This is a genomic window from Virgibacillus halotolerans (assembly GCF_016908515.1).
Taxonomy (GTDB): domain Bacteria; phylum Bacillota; class Bacilli; order Bacillales; family Amphibacillaceae; genus Virgibacillus_M; species Virgibacillus_M halotolerans.
The window spans coordinates 22,092-38,781 of record NZ_JAFBEA010000011.1; the positions used below are offsets into that span (position 1 = coordinate 22,092).

Annotated in this window: 18 protein-coding genes and 1 pseudogene; 7 read left to right on the plus strand and 12 right to left on the minus strand. The window is 37.9% G+C overall.

Annotated features, from left to right (window positions below):
• The first annotated feature begins 97 nt into the window (after window positions 1-97).
• From JOC34_RS18695 to JOC34_RS18705, 3 genes are all read left to right on the plus strand, one after another.
• Window positions 98-580, plus strand: a complete 483-nt coding sequence (locus JOC34_RS18695) for a hypothetical protein (RefSeq protein WP_205138316.1) — start codon at window positions 98-100, stop codon at window positions 578-580.
• A 216-nt stretch (window positions 581-796) separates the two neighbouring features.
• The gene (locus tag JOC34_RS18700) at window positions 797-1,381 is read left to right on the plus strand and encodes a TetR/AcrR family transcriptional regulator (protein ID WP_205138317.1); all 585 of its coding nucleotides are present in this window, start codon (window positions 797-799) and stop codon (window positions 1,379-1,381) included.
• Between the two features lie 606 nt (window positions 1,382-1,987).
• A complete protein-coding gene (locus tag JOC34_RS18705; protein ID WP_205138318.1) occupies window positions 1,988-3,199 on the plus strand; it encodes a YhgE/Pip domain-containing protein in 1,212 nt (403 codons plus the stop codon).
• A gap of 177 nt (window positions 3,200-3,376) precedes the next feature.
• Here the strand turns inward: JOC34_RS18705 and JOC34_RS18710 are convergent, their stop codons facing one another.
• The 5 genes from JOC34_RS18710 to JOC34_RS18730 are packed head-to-tail and all read right to left on the minus strand — an operon-like array spanning window position 3,377 to window position 7,528.
• On the minus strand, window positions 3,377-4,384 hold the full coding sequence (locus JOC34_RS18710) for an LLM class flavin-dependent oxidoreductase (RefSeq protein ID WP_205138319.1): 1,008 nt from the start codon (window positions 4,382-4,384) through the stop codon (window positions 3,377-3,379).
• 29 nt (window positions 4,385-4,413) lie between these two features.
• Window positions 4,414-5,454 (minus strand): lipoate--protein ligase, encoded by a 1,041-nt coding sequence (locus JOC34_RS18715; protein WP_205138320.1) that lies wholly within the window; start codon window positions 5,452-5,454, stop codon window positions 4,414-4,416.
• Between the two features lie 15 nt (window positions 5,455-5,469).
• Complete coding sequence (locus JOC34_RS18720) at window positions 5,470-6,357, minus strand: SIR2 family NAD-dependent protein deacylase (protein ID WP_205138321.1); 888 nt, start codon at window positions 6,355-6,357, stop codon at window positions 5,470-5,472.
• A 9-nt stretch (window positions 6,358-6,366) separates the two neighbouring features.
• Window positions 6,367-7,161 carry a protein-ADP-ribose hydrolase gene (locus tag JOC34_RS18725; RefSeq protein WP_205138322.1) on the minus strand — a complete coding sequence of 265 codons (795 nt, stop codon included), beginning with the start codon at window positions 7,159-7,161 and terminating at the stop codon, window positions 6,367-6,369.
• A 13-nt stretch (window positions 7,162-7,174) separates the two neighbouring features.
• Window positions 7,175-7,528: a glycine cleavage system H family protein gene (locus JOC34_RS18730; RefSeq protein WP_205138323.1), complete on the minus strand. Its 354-nt coding sequence runs from the start codon at window positions 7,526-7,528 to the stop codon at window positions 7,175-7,177.
• A gap of 254 nt (window positions 7,529-7,782) precedes the next feature.
• Between JOC34_RS18730 and JOC34_RS18735 the strand changes: the two genes are divergently transcribed.
• Window positions 7,783-8,967, plus strand: a complete 1,185-nt coding sequence (locus JOC34_RS18735) for an NADH-dependent flavin oxidoreductase (RefSeq protein WP_205138324.1) — start codon at window positions 7,783-7,785, stop codon at window positions 8,965-8,967.
• Window positions 8,968-9,083: 116 nt separating this feature from the next.
• On the opposite strand, the gene JOC34_RS18740 is transcribed toward JOC34_RS18735, so the two are convergent.
• The 7 genes and pseudogenes from JOC34_RS18740 to JOC34_RS18770 all read right to left on the minus strand — a co-directional run bounded on the left by JOC34_RS18740 (window position 9,084) and on the right by JOC34_RS18770 (window position 14,386).
• On the minus strand, window positions 9,084-10,160 hold the full coding sequence (locus JOC34_RS18740) for an alkene reductase (RefSeq protein WP_205138325.1): 1,077 nt from the start codon (window positions 10,158-10,160) through the stop codon (window positions 9,084-9,086).
• A 175-nt stretch (window positions 10,161-10,335) separates the two neighbouring features.
• Window positions 10,336-10,764 (minus strand): annotated as a pseudogene (locus JOC34_RS18745) (PQQ-dependent sugar dehydrogenase); the annotation flags it as partial.
• Window positions 10,746-10,940: a hypothetical protein gene (locus JOC34_RS18750; protein WP_205138327.1), complete on the minus strand. Its 195-nt coding sequence runs from the start codon at window positions 10,938-10,940 to the stop codon at window positions 10,746-10,748. The gene JOC34_RS18750 and the pseudogene JOC34_RS18745, both read right to left, overlap by 19 nt.
• A gap of 64 nt (window positions 10,941-11,004) precedes the next feature.
• Entirely contained in the window at window positions 11,005-12,162 is a 1,158-nt protein-coding gene (locus JOC34_RS18755; protein WP_205138426.1) for an MFS transporter, read from the minus strand.
• 211 nt (window positions 12,163-12,373) lie between these two features.
• On the minus strand, window positions 12,374-13,096 hold the full coding sequence (locus tag JOC34_RS18760; RefSeq protein ID WP_205138328.1) for a dihydrofolate reductase family protein: 723 nt from the start codon (window positions 13,094-13,096) through the stop codon (window positions 12,374-12,376).
• 45 nt (window positions 13,097-13,141) lie between these two features.
• Window positions 13,142-13,498, minus strand: coding sequence for a cyclophilin-like fold protein (locus JOC34_RS18765; protein ID WP_205138329.1), 357 nt, complete (start codon window positions 13,496-13,498; stop codon window positions 13,142-13,144).
• Between the two features lie 153 nt (window positions 13,499-13,651).
• Window positions 13,652-14,386: an SDR family oxidoreductase gene (locus JOC34_RS18770; protein ID WP_239544596.1), complete on the minus strand. Its 735-nt coding sequence runs from the start codon at window positions 14,384-14,386 to the stop codon at window positions 13,652-13,654.
• Between the two features lie 119 nt (window positions 14,387-14,505).
• On the opposite strand from JOC34_RS18770, the gene JOC34_RS18775 reads away from it, so the two are divergent.
• The 3 genes from JOC34_RS18775 to JOC34_RS21880 all read left to right on the plus strand — a co-directional run bounded on the left by JOC34_RS18775 (window position 14,506) and on the right by JOC34_RS21880 (window position 16,628).
• Window positions 14,506-15,408, plus strand: a complete 903-nt coding sequence (locus JOC34_RS18775) for a LysR family transcriptional regulator (RefSeq protein WP_205138331.1) — start codon at window positions 14,506-14,508, stop codon at window positions 15,406-15,408.
• Between the two features lie 90 nt (window positions 15,409-15,498).
• Window positions 15,499-16,059 (plus strand): CAP-associated domain-containing protein, encoded by a 561-nt coding sequence (locus JOC34_RS22050; RefSeq protein ID WP_275577720.1) that lies wholly within the window; start codon window positions 15,499-15,501, stop codon window positions 16,057-16,059.
• Between the two features lie 122 nt (window positions 16,060-16,181).
• Complete coding sequence (locus JOC34_RS21880) at window positions 16,182-16,628, plus strand: CAP domain-containing protein (protein WP_239544598.1); 447 nt, start codon at window positions 16,182-16,184, stop codon at window positions 16,626-16,628.
• Window positions 16,629-16,690 lie beyond the last annotated feature (62 nt).

Sequence of the window (16,690 nt, forward strand, 5' to 3'; positions counted from 1 at the left end):
TAAAAGCTATTACGTGCGAATTTACAAAATATCATGAATAAACCTATTCTATCATAATCATACGAATTACTCTGTTGCATCACGAGAGGATATTCAAGTGATATCGCTGGGAGCTTTCTATGTTTATAATAGTGGATTTACTGGTTGGGACACGAGTATTCAAACAAACTTTTCCTTAGAGCTGTTTAATTTTCCAGTTGAAATCAATCATTTACAAGTGTTCTGTTTAGCTGTCGTTCTCCATTTTATTAGTTTGCTATCGATCGTAGGGGTAACAATATTTGTTTCATCCATCACGCGTTCACCGTTCAGTTCTTTAACTATAGCATTAGGATTATTCCTTTTACCAAAAGCATTCACTCAATTAATTAAAAGGGGCATCGTATATAAACTATTAAACTTATTTCCAATCAATAACTACCGTATTGAGGATTTTTTAACGCTAATGAGTACAAAACAAGAATTTATTCTCCATTCTTTTGTGCAAAATATCATGTTTACCATGGTTGTTCTATTGGTGATGAAAATTGTTTTAGATGGGGTTGTGTATTTCCGAATGAAACAGTATCAAGTCACGTGATTTTCAGGAGATTAGAGGGGTATCAATGATTATCTCCCTAACCATATAAAGGGGTACGTTGCTATCCCAAGCATATTGACATCAGAAAGAGCGTTAGTTTCAATATTATTTTTTTTATGCTAAACTTCATTTATGTGTAAAGGATTAATTATAAAATAATTTATAACTAGAGTCTTCATTAAGATAGATACATATTGATAGGAGGTCAATTATCAATTGGTAGGTAAAGCTGAACGTTATAAGGAAATTTTAACTGCGGCGCGTAGTGTTCTGGCAGAAAAAGGATTTGATGAGACAAAAGTATCCGAGATAGTGCAAAGAGCAGGTGTTGCAAAGGGGACATTCTATCTATACTTTCCTTCTAAGTTAGATCTGGTTCTTGCTTTGATCCGTGAAATGAGAGAAAACATCCTTTTTGAAGCAAAAAAAGTTATGGGCTCTAATAGAAGCCAACAAGAAGAACTTATGCAAGTTATCAAGTCTGCTTTTCATGTAATGGAGAACTATAATGATGTTTTCCCTGTCTTTAACGCAATCAGTGCTTTTAAAACAGAGCAATGGGAAGCTGAAAAAGAAATAAGAACACCTTACTATGACTTTTTAAAAAGCTTAATCGAGAATGGTCAAAAATCGGGTGAATTTAGATCTGATCTAAACACAGAAATGACTTCATCATTAATCGAAGGCATGGTTGAGCATGTGGCACATGAATGTTTTATTTATCATTCAGATTTCCAAATAGATGACTATCTTTTTACTATTAACCAATTACTGAGTACGTCACTTTCTAATCGTTGTTAACCAATATTCCCTCCATTATTTATATTATTTTTAACCATTTCATATCAAGTGTTTTAGTTAAAGAGAAATCCGCTTGAACAAGAATTTTGATAATAAGTCGTATTTCTCTTTTTAAAACCTTTCGCATTTGTTTTATTCCTCCCTGAAATGCTCTTCTTAGTTATGGCGCATTCCCTTATATATTTTTATAAAAGATAATCTATGATTCATTGCAACTCAGGAATTACATATGAGCGTAGTCAAAGGTTTTTTTAAAATAACTCTTGACTATTTTTAAAAACTAAGTATACTATTCTTTAATTGACTGACCGTCAGTCATAAAAGCATTTAATTAACTATATTTATGTTTTTTTAAAAGGAGGGTAATAGCACACCGATATTTTTTGTCTTAGCTTTCCAATCTTTTGGTAATAAAAAAGGAATGTAGAAGCAAAGCAATTATGCAAAAGTATGCACTGATTCTTTTTATCAAGAACAAAAGTTCATCCTGAGGCATTATCCATTGATGACTTTATTAATAAAAAAATCAATTCTTTCATCCAAATGCTTTAGTAATTTTTTTAACATTATGCAAGTGTACTTACTTTGATTATGGAGGAGATAAATATGAGAGTACTAAAAAGTTTCTTCAAGGAAAAAGAAACCTTATTGGGTATTTCAGCAGCAATTGCTTTTCAACTTATTTTTGTTATTGTCTGGTTAACTGGCTATAACGGTGTCTATGACCGGACAGATCAATTTTCCATTGGTATTGTAAATGACGATGCTGTACTTGGAGAAGGAATCACAAATAAATTAGAAGATAGAGATTTATTTCAGATAACAGAGTTTGAGGGATTAAAAAAAGCAAAACAGGAATTAGATGAAAGAAATGTCAATATGCTGATTCATCTCCCAGACCAAATGATGGAGCAATTGCAGGAGAATGAAGATGTAAATATTGATTATTATATCAATCAATCAACCCCAACCTTAACAAAACAAATGATGGAAACTGCAGCAAATAGAGTTAACGATGAATTGAATCAACAAGTTAGAGAAACGATGAATACACAATTAGCGGAAAACCTTCCACAAATGGTAGCTGCGGAGGCTCCAAGTGAAGATATGAAAGCAATGGTCGAGGAAGTAGCAAGCCAAGTAGTAGAACTGGTGCAAGAGAACACCCAAATTACTCCCGTGGAAGCCAATGTAGTGAAAACCAATGATAAAGAAGGTTTTGCTATCACCGTGGTTCCGCTGTTAATCGTATTAGCGTCATATATTAGTGCAATGCTTATTAGCCAATATTTACAATTTACGAACGGAAAATTAACCAATGAATATACCCGGTCTGCCCTTTTTATTGGTAGACAAATCATTAATATCCTATTAGCTATTGGGATATCCTTATTAACCGTTTGTCTCATGTATCTGTTTAACATTGAATTGGATCATAATTTTTTCGCTTTATGGGGAATTCAAGCTATTTTGCTCTTTAGCTTTTTAGCGATATCACAAGTTTTCGTGATGTTATTTGGTAATCCTGGTATGATTTTTAACATCGCTTTAACAGCAATTCAATTAGTTAGTTCAGGTGCCCTCGTTCCTCGTGAATTATTGCCATCTTTTTATCAGGAACTGGGTAATTTATTGCCTGCAACCTATGGTGTAAACAGTTATTTTAGTTTAATTTATGGCGGTGGAGATCTCGCCTCAGATTTGAAGCACTTAAGTATTATTATTGCAGTTCTGTTGGGTATTGCTATTGTCGTGCAAATCGTATTTTATTTATGGGATAAATTAAAATCTCAAAAAACACCTACTGTTAAGAACTAAAATATAATTTTCAGGGGACTGGGACTAAGCCCCGATAAGCAAAAAAATAAGCATGGTACCTCCAGCAATTCATGATGGTGATACCACGTGCTTATTTTTATGTTCAATTGCGCTTGCTTATGATATTTATCCCTGTAAGACAGTGGAAGAGATTGACTCACATTATCCTCAAAACTTTCAAATAAATGATCCAGCCAATAATTCAATCGCTTTTTTGCGGGCTTCTATCCCCGGTATAAGTGGTATTAACAATAATTCATCAGCCTTAAATTGCGTAATCAATTCATTTAATTGTGCTGTGACCATTTCAATATCACCAACTACCATTCGGGTCCGATTCGCTTGAATCATTGCCTTTTCCTCTTGCGTATATTGATAATGGCGAGCTGTTTCAACCGAAGGAAATTCACTCAGGCTACCAAAATTATCTGTGCCGAGTAACCAAAGATCTAAAGATTCCGCGTATGCTTCCGCTTGCTCATTCGTTTCAGCAACGACAACCATTTGCGCAATGGATACTTTGGGTTCTGGCATGAAAGGTGAAGGCTTAAATGCCTCACGATAAGCCTTTGCTGCCTGAATACCAATATTTAATTTATCAATGCCAGCAAGCAGGAATAAGCCAAAAGTATAGCCACCCCCTAACTTAGCAGCCATTTTGGCACTTTTGACACTGGTTGATAATAGCCACATCTGAGGAACAGTTGGAATAACAGGATTAGCAGTAATGCCATGGAAGCGATGATTTTCATCCACTTGGTCGTTTAAATATTTGGTTAAATCGACAATGCTCTGTTCGTAATTGAGCTTACTCTCCTTATTCTCATTCAATGTTCGATTCACAATCGGGGTTCCAATCGTATTACCCATTCCTAAATCAATGCGATTCGGATGAAAAGCTTCGAGCACACGAAAATTTTCAGCCACTTTATATGGACTGTAATGAGGGAGCATCACGCCGCCAGAACCGATACGGATACGGCTTGTCGCATCTGCTAAACGCATCATAATCAGTTCAGGGGAACTACTGGCAAAAGCAGGAACATTATGGTGTTCTGCCATCCAGAACCGTTCATACCCCAGCGATTCTGCTAATTGAGCGAGCGCAATCGTATGCTGCAAAGCCGCTTGGGCACTCGTGCCTTCGTCAATTTGAGCGTAATCTAGAATCCCTAATTTAACCATTTCCATCCTTCTTTCTAGGCCACGAGTTCTTATGCTTCAACTGTCGGTATACCTAACATATAATTGACGAACGCTTCCTTCGTTAAATTCCCAAAATAACTGGCTAAATCCAGCGGTTCTAAAGCGTTTAATAAGTCATCTTTTCTTAATCGTATCCCCATTAGAGCCGCTTCCACTTCTTTAACATCTTTCGTCCCAAAAAAGTCTCCTGTAATCTGGATGGCAGAAATTTTAGCATGTTCTATACTTAAACCGATACTAATCGTTCCAATTGGAAATCGATCCGTTAAACGATATTCAAACTGCTTAAAACGACCATAGTTCCAGTCCCAATTGCTGTATTTCTCAGCGGCAATTTTATCAACTCCTGCCCAATCTTCCGGGGTTAATTCATAACGCTTCGCTTGCGTCATATCATCAATTTCGAGTAATTGACAAATCATATACTCCGTAAAGTCCCAGACCGTCATTGCTTGATATTCAGGTGCTAAATGGGGACGGATCGATCCTACACGGCTACGTACAGATTGAATGCCGTGTGCCTCAATTTTCTTTTGGTTAGGATTCAACACGGACACCATTGCTTCATAATTAGGATCTAATAGTAACGAATAGCCCGCGTAAACACGACCATCCTGTAACATCATTGCCGCTCCAGAAATTTTCTTGCCATCTAAAACCAAATCATTACGGCCCTTTTGTTCTAAATTATCCACGCCTAACTTCTGAAGTGCCTTGATGGCCGGCTCATACAACCGTCCATAATTTCCATTAATGTCGCTATTACCATCAAATAAGAAACTAAAACTCATATTACGGTCATCAAGATAAATCGCACCACCGCCCGTTACGCGGCGAATGATTTTAATATCATGTTCATCCATATAGGGTTGATTGACTTCCTCATATGCATTCTGGTATTTTCCAATTTGGACAGCCGGATGCATCATATACGGGAACAATACATCCTCATCTAAGAAAATATGATCTTTCACATATTCTTGTAAAGCCATTGTCATTCCCGGATCATAAATCCATTCACCATCACGTTTTGATTCAATTAAATACATACGTTATCTCCTCCATCACGCTTTCAACGCAGCTGAATGTAAAACGTTAGCAATATCTTCATCCATTCTTATTGTTTGTGAACGAACCGCATGTGGAGTAAAATAATCCTTCTGATTCATTGTCACAAACAATGCTTTCGGATTCGCCTGCGTCATTTGTTGGAAAGGATGTTTAATAAATTGTGGCGTTGTATGTCCAACCCCAATTTCCAGAAAGAGTATCTTCTTCGCTTGGTTCTCCTTTAAGAATTGTTCATAACGCGCTTTTTGCTCATGGAAATGATCATCTTCAACCATTCCTTTTTCTTTAGTACGTTTGTTCACTTCCAAACCAGCTCCACATTTCGGACAATACGGAATCAATGCCTCAGAAACCTTCATATCTGATTGTTCCCGGACCATTTGACGAATTAAGCTTTCATCCTGATAAGTCTGTTGATGACAATGATTAGAACATTGCCACAATCCATATTCCCCTTGAATACGAAAGACTTTATCCATATCGAAATCAGCTGCATAAAACGCATTATCAGCATTCGTTGTAATAATATGATGGTTTTTATCAGCCAACATCTGGCGCAAATCAACATATGCTTGCCCTACTGGTTGATCAAAAAAATTCAACAAACTGAAGCGACTTTGAAAGGCCCAATATTCTTGCGCGTTCTCAAACTCAAATAGACTTGCCTGTAACATATCAAAGAAACGATACTTCGCAATAAAATCAGGAAATGCATCCGTAAATCGTTTTCCTACATAAGTAAATCCCGTTGCTGCAGACATTCCTGCTCCAATCCCGATGACAATTGCTTCAGCTTCTTCTATTAATTGATGTAAACAATCTGCTTGTGACACAGATGATTCTGTCGCTAATGTCTGCCATTGCGTTTTAAGTTGTTCCATAACAATCTCCTATTCTTTCATCCCTAATATCGCTCGATAAATATGTAAATCCTCATCTTTAAACACATTAAAGATAACGTTTAGTGCTGATCGGGTATCACTTAAATATGCCTTCACAGTCTGAATCGCAATTTCAGCCGCACGCCCATTAGGGAAATTAAATTCACCGGTTGAAATGCAACAAAAAGCGATCGTCTTTTGTTGGTGCTCATCAGCCAAGGCTAAACAAGAACGATAAGACGAAGCTAATAATTTTTCCTTTAAGAGTGATACACCACGCCCGTCGATATAGGGACCGACTGTATGAATGACATAGTCTGAAGGTAAATTGTAAGCCTTCGTTATTTTTGCTTTCCCCATCGGCTCTCTGCGACCTTGTGCTTTGATCACTGCATCACATGCTAGCCTTAATGCTACACCTGCACGTGTATGGATCATATTGTCAATACAGTCATGATTTGCCTTCGTACAGCCTATAAAATCACTATTGGCTGCATTGACAATCACGTCTACTGCTAGACTCGTAATGTCGCCTTGCCATAAATATAGTTGCGGCTCTATCGCTTCCAAATCATTCAAGGCGGTTAATGTCCGTGCATTATTCCACTGCGTTAAGAAGGCATCCTGGACTCGGGTAAATTGATCTGTCACCGGTTCAGGCGGGCGAACATTACATAGTCCCCGAAATAAAGCTAATTTTTCCTGTGCAGTACCTCTTTCGTACTGATCCATTTTTTCCTTCGTATCTATGTTTTCTTCCAATAAATAGTCAATCAGATAATCTAGTCTCGCTTCTTGATCCATTATCCTACCCCTATTAAGAAATATATCTAGTGACACCTTCTAATTTGTTAAACGCATCTTCATCAACATCTGTTAATTTAATTACCCAATTTTCTTCTGGTTTCGCCGAATTTAAAAGTGTTGGTTCACTTATTAATGCTTCATTTCGCTCAACGACTTTACCAGCCAACGGAGAAGCCAATTCTAGAACTGTTTTCGAAGCTTCCAAATTTAAAATGGTATCACCTACTTCAAGCGTATCTGTATCAGCATCTGCGTATTCAACGAAACCAACTGTACCAATATCATCTTGTAATTCTGGCGTCATACTTATCGTAAAATCATCACCATTTTTTTCAATAAATAAATATTCACCACGTTTTTTCATCAGTAATCCCTCTTTCTCACTTAAATTTAAGCCTAATATATATACAGTATAACATTCATTATGAATAATCTAACAAAATATCTTATTTTAGTGAAGGATTATCAAGATAGCGAACTCTGATAGCGTTTTACTATTTTCCAATCAACTATAACAGTGATCAAATCTGTATCAAATTGACATTGTTCTTAACAGGTGATAGGTTTAAATTAACATTAACAATTACACTTTACTTTAAGGAATTGGAGAATATGCAAATGAAAACAACGGAACAATACAGACCTTTATTTGAGACGATAGCGCTACCAAATGGGATTGAATTAGATAATCGTTTTGTCCTGTCACCAATGGTTACTAATTCTTCAACCGTTGAAGGTTATGTTACGCAAGAAGACTTGTCTTATGCAAAACGACGCGCCCATTCAGCGCCCCTACAAATTACAGGTTCTGCTTATATTGAAGAATACGGTCAATTGTTTGAATATGGTTTTGGTATCGATGATGACCATAGTATCGCAGGGCTTAAAAAACTCGCTCAAGCGATGAAAAAAGACGGTGCGAAAGCAATTATTCAATTAACGCATGCAGGTCGTTTTTCTAAAATTTCGCTTAAAGACTTCGGTGTCGTTTATGGTCCAAGTGAAATGAACTTAAAAACCCCAATTGAACATACCGTCTTACCCATGACCAAACGTAAAATCAGGCATGTCATTACCCAATATGCTGACGCAACAAGGCGCGCGATTCAAGCCGGTTTTGATGGGATTGAAATTTCAGGTGCACAGCGCTTATTAATCCAAACATTCCTATCCACTTTCTCCAATCAGCGTGACGATGAATATGGTGCCCAATCACTCGAAAATCGCTCACGTTTTGGGATTGAAGTGTTGCAGGCTGTTCAAAAAGTTATTGATGAAGAAGCACCTGCTGATTTTATTCTTGGTTACCGTGGTACGCCAGAAGAAACGCGGGGCCATGAAATTGGCTACAGTGTGGAAGACTTTCTTTATTTCATGGATCAATTAATGGAAGTAGCTGATATCCAATACTTAGCTACCGCAAGTTGGGGCAAGAATATTTATAAACAAACCATTCGGCAAGGTAAATTTAAAGGCAAATGGATGAATCAAGTTGTGTTCGACCATATTGCTGGTCGTATTCCGGTTATGGCATCTGGTGGTATCAACTCACCAGAAAAAGCACTGGAAGCCTTTCAATTCGCTGATATGGTTGGGGCATCTACACCTTTCGTTACGGAACCGGAATTCGTTACTAAATTGGAAGCTGGTCGAGAAGATGAAATCAATTTAGGTTTTACGCAAGATGAACTAGCAGATTTAGCAATTCCTGAAAGAGCCTTTAAAGATATTGTCGAATTAATGGATATCGGCGGCTCACTTTCAGATGATACGCGCAAGGAATTTAGTAAATTGCGTAAGTAGTACTTGTTGTAAGATCAGAAAACATCAAACCTATTTTACTCGTTAAGAGATAAGGTTTGGTGTTTTTTGTGTTCATGCTACCTATAAATCCTTATACAACCACATAATATTAGCCCCTATTTTGTTAGCTCCTTAGTGGTCAAAAGTGGATAATCAATATAACCTTTCTCATCGCCACCATAAAATGTGGTACGGTCAGGTTCGTTAAGTGGAGCACTTTTTTTCAAGCGTTCTACAATATCAGGGTTAGCAAGAGCCCATGCCCCAATTGGTGCTATGTCAGCAAGATTATTATCGATATCAATACTAATGTCCGCTATCGGACGTCCTGCACGATTAACCAATAATGGATTTGACCAGATAGAACGTATTTTACGTAAAAGCCCCTCATTTCCTACATGCATGACGTGAAGGTATGCTAAACCTAATTTATCCAACTCGGAAACAAGATATTCATAAACTTGATCTATATGAACCCCTTCTTTAACGCCGCCAAGCCCTGCTCCTGGTGATATTCGGAAACCAACCTTATCTGCACCAATTTCATCTATAACGGCTTTTGTAACTTCAATCGCAAAACGTCCCCGATTTTCAACGGATCCACCATATTCATCTGTACGAACATTAGAATTTTCTCCAAGAAATTGGTGAACTAAATAGCCATTCGCACCATGAACTTCAACGCCATCAGCTCCAGCTTCAATAGCCGCCCTCGCAGCTTTTCTAAAATCATCAACAACATCCCTTATTTCTTCTGTACGTAATGCCCTTGGTACAGGAACATCCTTCTTGCCATCGGCCGTAAAAATCTGCTCTCCTGGAGCAACGGCTGAAGGTGCTACCGCTTGACGATGATGCGGCGTGTTATCTGGATGGGAGGTCCTTCCTACATGCATTAATTGTATAAAAAGATGCCCCCCTTCTTGATGGACCCGATCAGAAACATTTTTCCACCCTTGAATATGTGATTTGGTATAAATGCCCGGTGTATTCAAGTAACCTTGACCGTCTTCAGATGGTTGAGTACCCTCACTAATAATTAACCCTAGCGAAGCACGTTGTCCATAATATTCAGGACTTAAATCTGAAGGTGTTCCATCAGTTAGCGCTCTACTTCTAGTCATTGGTGACATTGCTAACCGATGTGGTAATTGCATATTTCCAACTATGATTTTTTCCCATATTTTTTTCATCCTATACTATCCCCTTATTTTTATATAATGGCATACTACCTCAAAATCAACGCTTATTCTTTATCGAACTTTTTTGATCCGCAAAGTACCCAAGCCTACGGGAAAAACTTCACTTCCAGTTATTTTTACCTTTTTCAATTTATTCACTCCTCGTAACAACCTGCTATTTCTCAATTTAACGAGAAAGAGGCATTCTATATAACTTATCGTCATTTTCCTTTTCGATTCCTCGACCATCTAAGTTATTACTAATAAAGTACAGATTTTCATCCCCAACGTATATATCCCGAATACGACCAAGATCTGTTACCAGTTCTCGATATTCATTCTTTTCTAAATCAAACTCCAAAACGGCACTTCCTCTGAGCGCTGCAACATATAATTTTTCATTATCATATGCCATTCCAGATGGCGCCCATGTTGCTTCATTTCCAGAAGTAAACAAAGGTGAAATCATATTTTCCCGCTCTTCCCTACCTTCAATAACCGGCCAGCCATAGTTTTGACCAGCTTCAATTAAGTTCACTTCATCATTGGCATTATCACCATGCTCGCTGGCATACATCGTACCGTCGAGAGACCATGTCATTCCTTGTGGATTCCTTCGATGGACCAGGGAACATCCAAACTTTCCGCAATAACTTCCAAATTGTCTATAGATAAAGATAGTTCCTCTGTTTGCTTATCCTCAGGGTTATTAGAAGAACCTTGTTGCTCATTTTCAGTACACCCCGTTATGAAGAAGATAACAGTAATTGAGATTGCTAAAACTTTTTTCACTTTAAATACTTCCCCCCCCTCATTGTCTTCATTCTATTGCTCACTTTCAACTCTAAAAAAAGAACTATGCAGCATGCTTATACAATGAATTCCGAAGTATAATACATATAAAACCGATTACCAATGATAGTACACCTACGAATAAAATATACTTCGTTCCCAATTGGGCAATGATAACCCCTGCTACACCAGCACCAATCGTAGTACCTAAGTTAACTGAAGTCAGGAATAACCCATTTGCGAAATCTGGAGCCTTTGGAGCCGCGGACATCATCCAATATTGATTGATATTTGCACCAACCCCACCAAGTATCCCCCAAACTAAAATAATAATAGCAGTAGGTACCGTAAGTTCAGCCACAAAGTAAAAGATAAGATAAACAGCAGCTAATACAATGGGAAAGATCGTTACAGAACGGATTGGATAGTCTGTAAGTAATCTCCCTGCAATCATATTCCCGACAATATTAGCCAGCCCATATACAAGTAACATGATACTGATGACGTTTGCCGACATATTCGTTACCACACCCAAATATTCGGCGAGATAACTATATACCCCAAAAATGGCTGCGTTTAAGAAAAGAACAGCCAAAATAGAAAGCCATGTAATGCCATGCGTTAAAATCTTTAGCTGGGAACCATATGAGAGACTTTCCTGTACTGGCATGGAAGGTACGTAAATCAATGTTGCAATGAAGGTGAAAATATTTACAACAGCGAAAAAGGACATCGCCACTTCAAGTGAAACTGTATTTGCAAGAAAGCTTACAACTGGAACACCTAAAACCATGCCTGCGGAAACCCCTATAAATACTTTAGAGATTGCCTTTGGAGCTTCTTTTTCACTAACAGAAGCTGCAGCAACGGATAAAGCTATCGAGACATAAACAGGATGGAAAAAAGCTGGTATCACACGTGCTACTAAAACAACCGTAAAATGGCTTGTAAAGACGGAAATAATGTTACTAATAATGAAAATAGCTAGTACCAGCAACATGACTTTTTTTCGATTGATACGAGAAAACACTAATGGCAGCGTTGGTCCTGAAATGGCAATGCCTAGCGCAAAAAGACTAACCAATAAACCAGCTGTCGAGACACTGACATCAAAATAATCGGCTAAATTAGGAAGAATGCCAATGACACCCATTTCGGTATTAATAATACCAAACACGCCAACTCCCAAGATAAATATAAGTAAATTTTTAGAGTGCTTCATAAAATATTGTTTCACTACTTTCTATTTCTACAATCATTCAGTATTGCTAGCCATTCATTGAAAAGAAGGATTGAAATTCTAATGGATGACCTACTTCTCTCCCTAAGGCTTATTAAGTATTCACTAAGAAAGGCTTGAATACTGCTGGGAGCTGGCCCATTGAGTAAATAGCTAATATCATTTATAACTTGCTTTTCGCTCTCGTCAGGATTCACTTCTTTTTTACAGCATAGCGAATCCATAATGTACCGTGTTCCAATTTCTCAACCGATTTAAGTTGAAAAGCTGTTTCTTTCATGCTGGAGTATGGTTCTTTTGCGACGAAGAAACGGTTGCCATTTGGATCAGCATTTGCGATAGGAGCCAAGATGACGCTGACCTCATCAACTAGTCCGTTTTGAACGAAAGACCAGTTGATTGTTCCGCCTCCTCCAACCATCATTCGCTTAATATTGAACAGGTTATAGAACTTGTCAAGCATCACTCCATAATTAATTTGCTCTTTACCGGCAACGATATAGGATATCTTTTTCTTTCTGAGAAAGTCTTTATAAGCGTTTGATGCCTGCTCCGTTAAAATTTCTATAATGTGAGAAGATACATCGCCATAGCCAAAAGTATTCTCTTCAAAGGCTAATTCTCCTCGTGGGTCAATCGATAAATAATACATAGGAGCATTGGAATATGCTACATAATCTCCTTCAGGTACGAGAACCGCGTTTTCATCTAAAACTGGTTTCTTGTAAAACGTAATATTGTCTTCTGTCGATGTTTTACCGTTTAAGTAGCCTTGTATTTCAAACTGTTGTTTTTCAGGGTCCAATGAAATTTCTTGATATTGGCGACTTGCTTCCTCAAACTCTCGTAAATCCATCACACCGATATTACCATCGATGGAGGTGTGTGTGTGGATAATAACATATGGTTTTTGCATGCATTTTCCTCCCCAAATAATCAGATCTTTTTAGTTTTAAATTCCTTACTCTATGTCAATCGTTACCTCAATATCACCTGGATAATTCTCCAGTACTTCCACGCCTTCCAAAATCTCACCCATTTTCACAAGTCCATGAAGCGGTTCTTGATCTCCTTCGTAGTAAATGACGAAGGCTTCACCGGGTGTCCAGTAGGAAATATCTCCTTTGCTGAAATGTGCAACATTTGTATCTTCGACCGCTAAACCGCTTATTTCTATATATTTTTCACGACGATGCAGGTCATGCATCGTAACCGTCATTGGAAGCTGTTCCATAAAGTCTCTAGTTGTTCCATTGTCTTCTAATGTTGCCTTCAATTGTTCATTCCCAAATGTAATTGCTACATGTCGATTCTCCATGTATGCGGAATCCCCCTTATTGGATGGCATCGTGTTTTCTTGTTCCACTTCTTGCCAGTTTCCTCTCTATCTAGTCCACTGCACCCTAACAGTAGCAGCAGACTTAGAAAAATAAACAACCAAATATGCCATCGCTTGATCAATTTCATATGCTTAAACAGGCTGGGTAGTCGGGCGAACAATCATATCACTTATTGCCATTCGTTCTGGTGTATCAATCGCAAATACAACAGCAGATGCAATATCTTCTGGAACTAAGCCCCATTCTTTTTGTGATTGATGGAGATCTTCTGAAACCTGCTTATCACTAATGGTTTTGTACAGCTCAGTTGCAACTGCCCCTGGCGAGATGATAGTTGATTTAATGTTATTTTCCCTTTGCTCCTGTCTTATTCCTTCCATAATCGCGCGTACTGCAAATTTTGTTCCGCAATACACAGCTGATTCGGGATAGACAACATGCCCTGCTACAGAATCCGTTGCAATAATATGCCCTGACTTTTGCTTCGCCATAATAGGTACGACTGCAGCGATTCCGTTTAACACACCCATGATATTGATATCAAGCATTCTCTGCCATTCATCACGACGTCCTTCGATAATTGGTGCGGTTGGCATAATACCTGCATTGTTGTAAAGCACATCAATTCTTCCGTAAATGTCCATCGCGAGATCTACAACCTTTTTGACATCTTCATTGTTGGTTACATCTACTTGTTGGATATGAATGTCCACCTTGGGATAAGCTTCTTTGATTGCTTCGAGACGATTTAATCGACGTGCAGCAATAATCAACTTGGCCCCTTTTTCCGCAAGCAACTTAGAAGTTGCTTCACCAATCCCACTGGACGCACCCATAATAATAGTCACTTTATCTTTCATTGCCATCATTAAACTCCCCCTTTGCGTCATTTACCTTCTCAGTAACATCATAAGATGATATGATTCAGATATCAAATACCTATATCAAATACTTTAGTATGCATAATAGGCATAGGAGGGTTTTTATGGAGATTCGATTATTACGTTACTTCATTGCCGTCGCGAACCAACAAAATATTTCAGCGGCAGCAAAACATTTACATATATCCCAACCCACATTATCGAGACAATTAAGTGACTTGGAAGCAGAATTGGACACCACTTTGTTCACCAGAGGAAATCGGAAAATTATTTTAACAGAAGAAGGGATGTTTTTACTAACAAAGGCGAAAGAAATCGTGGAGTTAGTCGACAAGACAGAAGCAAATTTTAATCAGCCAACAGAAATAATTAGTGGAGAAATATACATCGGTGGCGGTGAAACCGAAGCAATGCATTTTATCGCTGAAACGTTAAAAGGTTTACTGAAGGACCATCCAGCCATTCAATTTCATTTATACAGTGGAAATGCTGACGACATTACAGATAAATTGGACAGTGGATTATTGGACTTTGGTATTGTCATCGAACCAACAGATAAACAAAAATATGATTACATGCAGTTACTAGCGAAAGATGTTTGGGGTGTATTAATGCGCAAAGATAGTCCTTTGGCGCATAAACCATCGATTCAACCAGCGGATTTAATAGATAAACTTTTAATCATTTCTCGTCAAACAACCGTCGATAATGAGCTATCCGGATGGTTTGGACAGGACATTAAGAATCTCAATATTACCGGAACGTATAACTTGCTTTATAATGCCGCCCACATGGTTGAGGCGGGGCTTGGATATGCTTTGTGCATAGATAAACTGATCAACACATCGGGGGACAGCAAACTTTGCTTTAAACCTCTGGGTCCTAAATTACATGCAGGATTAAATATAATCTGGAAAAAACATCAAGTATTCTCTACAGCAGCAAGTGAATTTTTAGATCAAATCCGATATCATATTGAAAAACATAATCAAAATGAATGGAGGTAAATTGTTTCCTGAACAGGATTCCTTTTTGATATAATGAAGCAATACCAAAAGTAAAAGGTTGGGATAGATATTTTAAAGCGATTGTTTTTAATGCTGTTAATCATATTGTTAGCATTTTGGACAAAACCATTTTGGGAGGATTCCGTTCGTGAATTTATTCCTGAAGCCGTTAGCGATACTTTTCATTCTGCTAAAGAATTTACTACTGAGAGAATAGATAGTGACATTGGCTTTGGTTTTGAGCAAGTGAACGATGAAGCTACATCTCTTTTTTCTTCCATTATCGATACTGTACAAGAAAAAGAGCAAAAGCCAGAGCAAGAACAGGTAGAAAAGCCTGAACTAACAACGCCAGATGAACAATCATTTTCCATTGGGAATGTGGAATTGGGTGATATGAAAGATGATGTAGAAGAGATGTATGGAGAACCGATGCGTGAAAGTGAAAATGAATATGGTGTAGATTGGTCAACTTACCATGAAAACTACCAAAACTTTATGATGGTTGCGTATGATGAACAAGAAGTTGTTCGTGGACTATTCACAAATCAAGATTTGCTTTCTTCACAGTTTGATATCGCATTGGGAGACACAAAAGCTGTTGTAAACGATGCGTTGGAAGAACCGGAAGAAATGATTCGCAATGGCTGAATGGCTGGTTTAATTATCAAATCAATAGTGAAGGAGAATACGATGTTTACCAAATAGATGGGGACAATGTAACGATCTTTTACGATATTCATGAAGGTGATGAGGTTACAGCTATTCAGTTAATGGATGAGGACCTAGAAGCCGAGAAAGACACCCTTTATACTCCTGGTAGTGAAGCATTAAAAGCTGGTTTTGAGTATCAATTATTCGACTTAACGAATGCTACCCGTGTAAATCACGACCTCCCTGTCTTGAAGTGGGACGAAAATGTAAGGGAGACTGCTAGAAAACACAGTAGTGACATGGCAGAAAATCAATTCTTTAGTCATACGAATTTAAGAGGTCAGTCCCCTTTTGACCGAATGGAAGAAGACAAAGTTGCTTTTACAAGTGCAGGAGAAAACCTCGCATACGGGCAATTTAGCAGTGTTTTCGCTCACCAAGGATTAATGAATTCACTGGGACATCGTGAGAATATATTACACAATAGCTTCACCAAATTAGGAATTGGTGTTGATTTTAATGACAACAACCAGCCATTTTATACGGAGAATTTTTTGCGTAATTAATAGTATTATGAACCCCACAATAGCTATTTAAAAAGGCTAGTTAACTAGCCTTTTTATTTGTA

What these genes read in the sequence shown, in the direction of transcription:
- JOC34_RS18705 (WP_205138318.1), top strand. Translation starts at nt 1,988, where the DNA reads ATGAGAGTACTAAAAAGTTTCTTCAAGGAAAAAGAAACCTTATTGGGT.
- JOC34_RS18710 (WP_205138319.1), bottom strand. Translation starts at nt 4,384, where the DNA reads ATGGTTAAATTAGGGATTCTAGATTACGCTCAAATTGACGAAGGCACG.
- JOC34_RS18715 (WP_205138320.1), bottom strand. Translation starts at nt 5,454, where the DNA reads ATGTATTTAATTGAATCAAAACGTGATGGTGAATGGATTTATGATCCG.
- JOC34_RS18720 (WP_205138321.1), bottom strand. Translation starts at nt 6,357, where the DNA reads ATGGAACAACTTAAAACGCAATGGCAGACATTAGCGACAGAATCATCT.
- JOC34_RS18725 (WP_205138322.1), bottom strand. Translation starts at nt 7,161, where the DNA reads ATGGATCAAGAAGCGAGACTAGATTATCTGATTGACTATTTATTGGAA.
- JOC34_RS18730 (WP_205138323.1), bottom strand. Translation starts at nt 7,528, where the DNA reads ATGAAAAAACGTGGTGAATATTTATTTATTGAAAAAAATGGTGATGAT.
- JOC34_RS18735 (WP_205138324.1), top strand. Translation starts at nt 7,783, where the DNA reads ATGAAAACAACGGAACAATACAGACCTTTATTTGAGACGATAGCGCTA.
- JOC34_RS18740 (WP_205138325.1), bottom strand. Translation starts at nt 10,160, where the DNA reads ATGAAAAAAATATGGGAAAAAATCATAGTTGGAAATATGCAATTACCA.
- JOC34_RS18755 (WP_205138426.1), bottom strand. Translation starts at nt 12,162, where the DNA reads ATGAAGCACTCTAAAAATTTACTTATATTTATCTTGGGAGTTGGCGTG.
- JOC34_RS18760 (WP_205138328.1), bottom strand. Translation starts at nt 13,096, where the DNA reads ATGCAAAAACCATATGTTATTATCCACACACACACCTCCATCGATGGT.
- JOC34_RS18765 (WP_205138329.1), bottom strand. Translation starts at nt 13,498, where the DNA reads ATGGAGAATCGACATGTAGCAATTACATTTGGGAATGAACAATTGAAG.
- JOC34_RS18770 (WP_239544596.1), bottom strand. Translation starts at nt 14,386, where the DNA reads ATGGCAATGAAAGATAAAGTGACTATTATTATGGGTGCGTCCAGTGGG.
- JOC34_RS18775 (WP_205138331.1), top strand. Translation starts at nt 14,506, where the DNA reads ATGGAGATTCGATTATTACGTTACTTCATTGCCGTCGCGAACCAACAA.
- JOC34_RS22050 (WP_275577720.1), top strand. Translation starts at nt 15,499, where the DNA reads ATGCTGTTAATCATATTGTTAGCATTTTGGACAAAACCATTTTGGGAG.
- JOC34_RS21880 (WP_239544598.1), top strand. Translation starts at nt 16,182, where the DNA reads ATGGATGAGGACCTAGAAGCCGAGAAAGACACCCTTTATACTCCTGGT.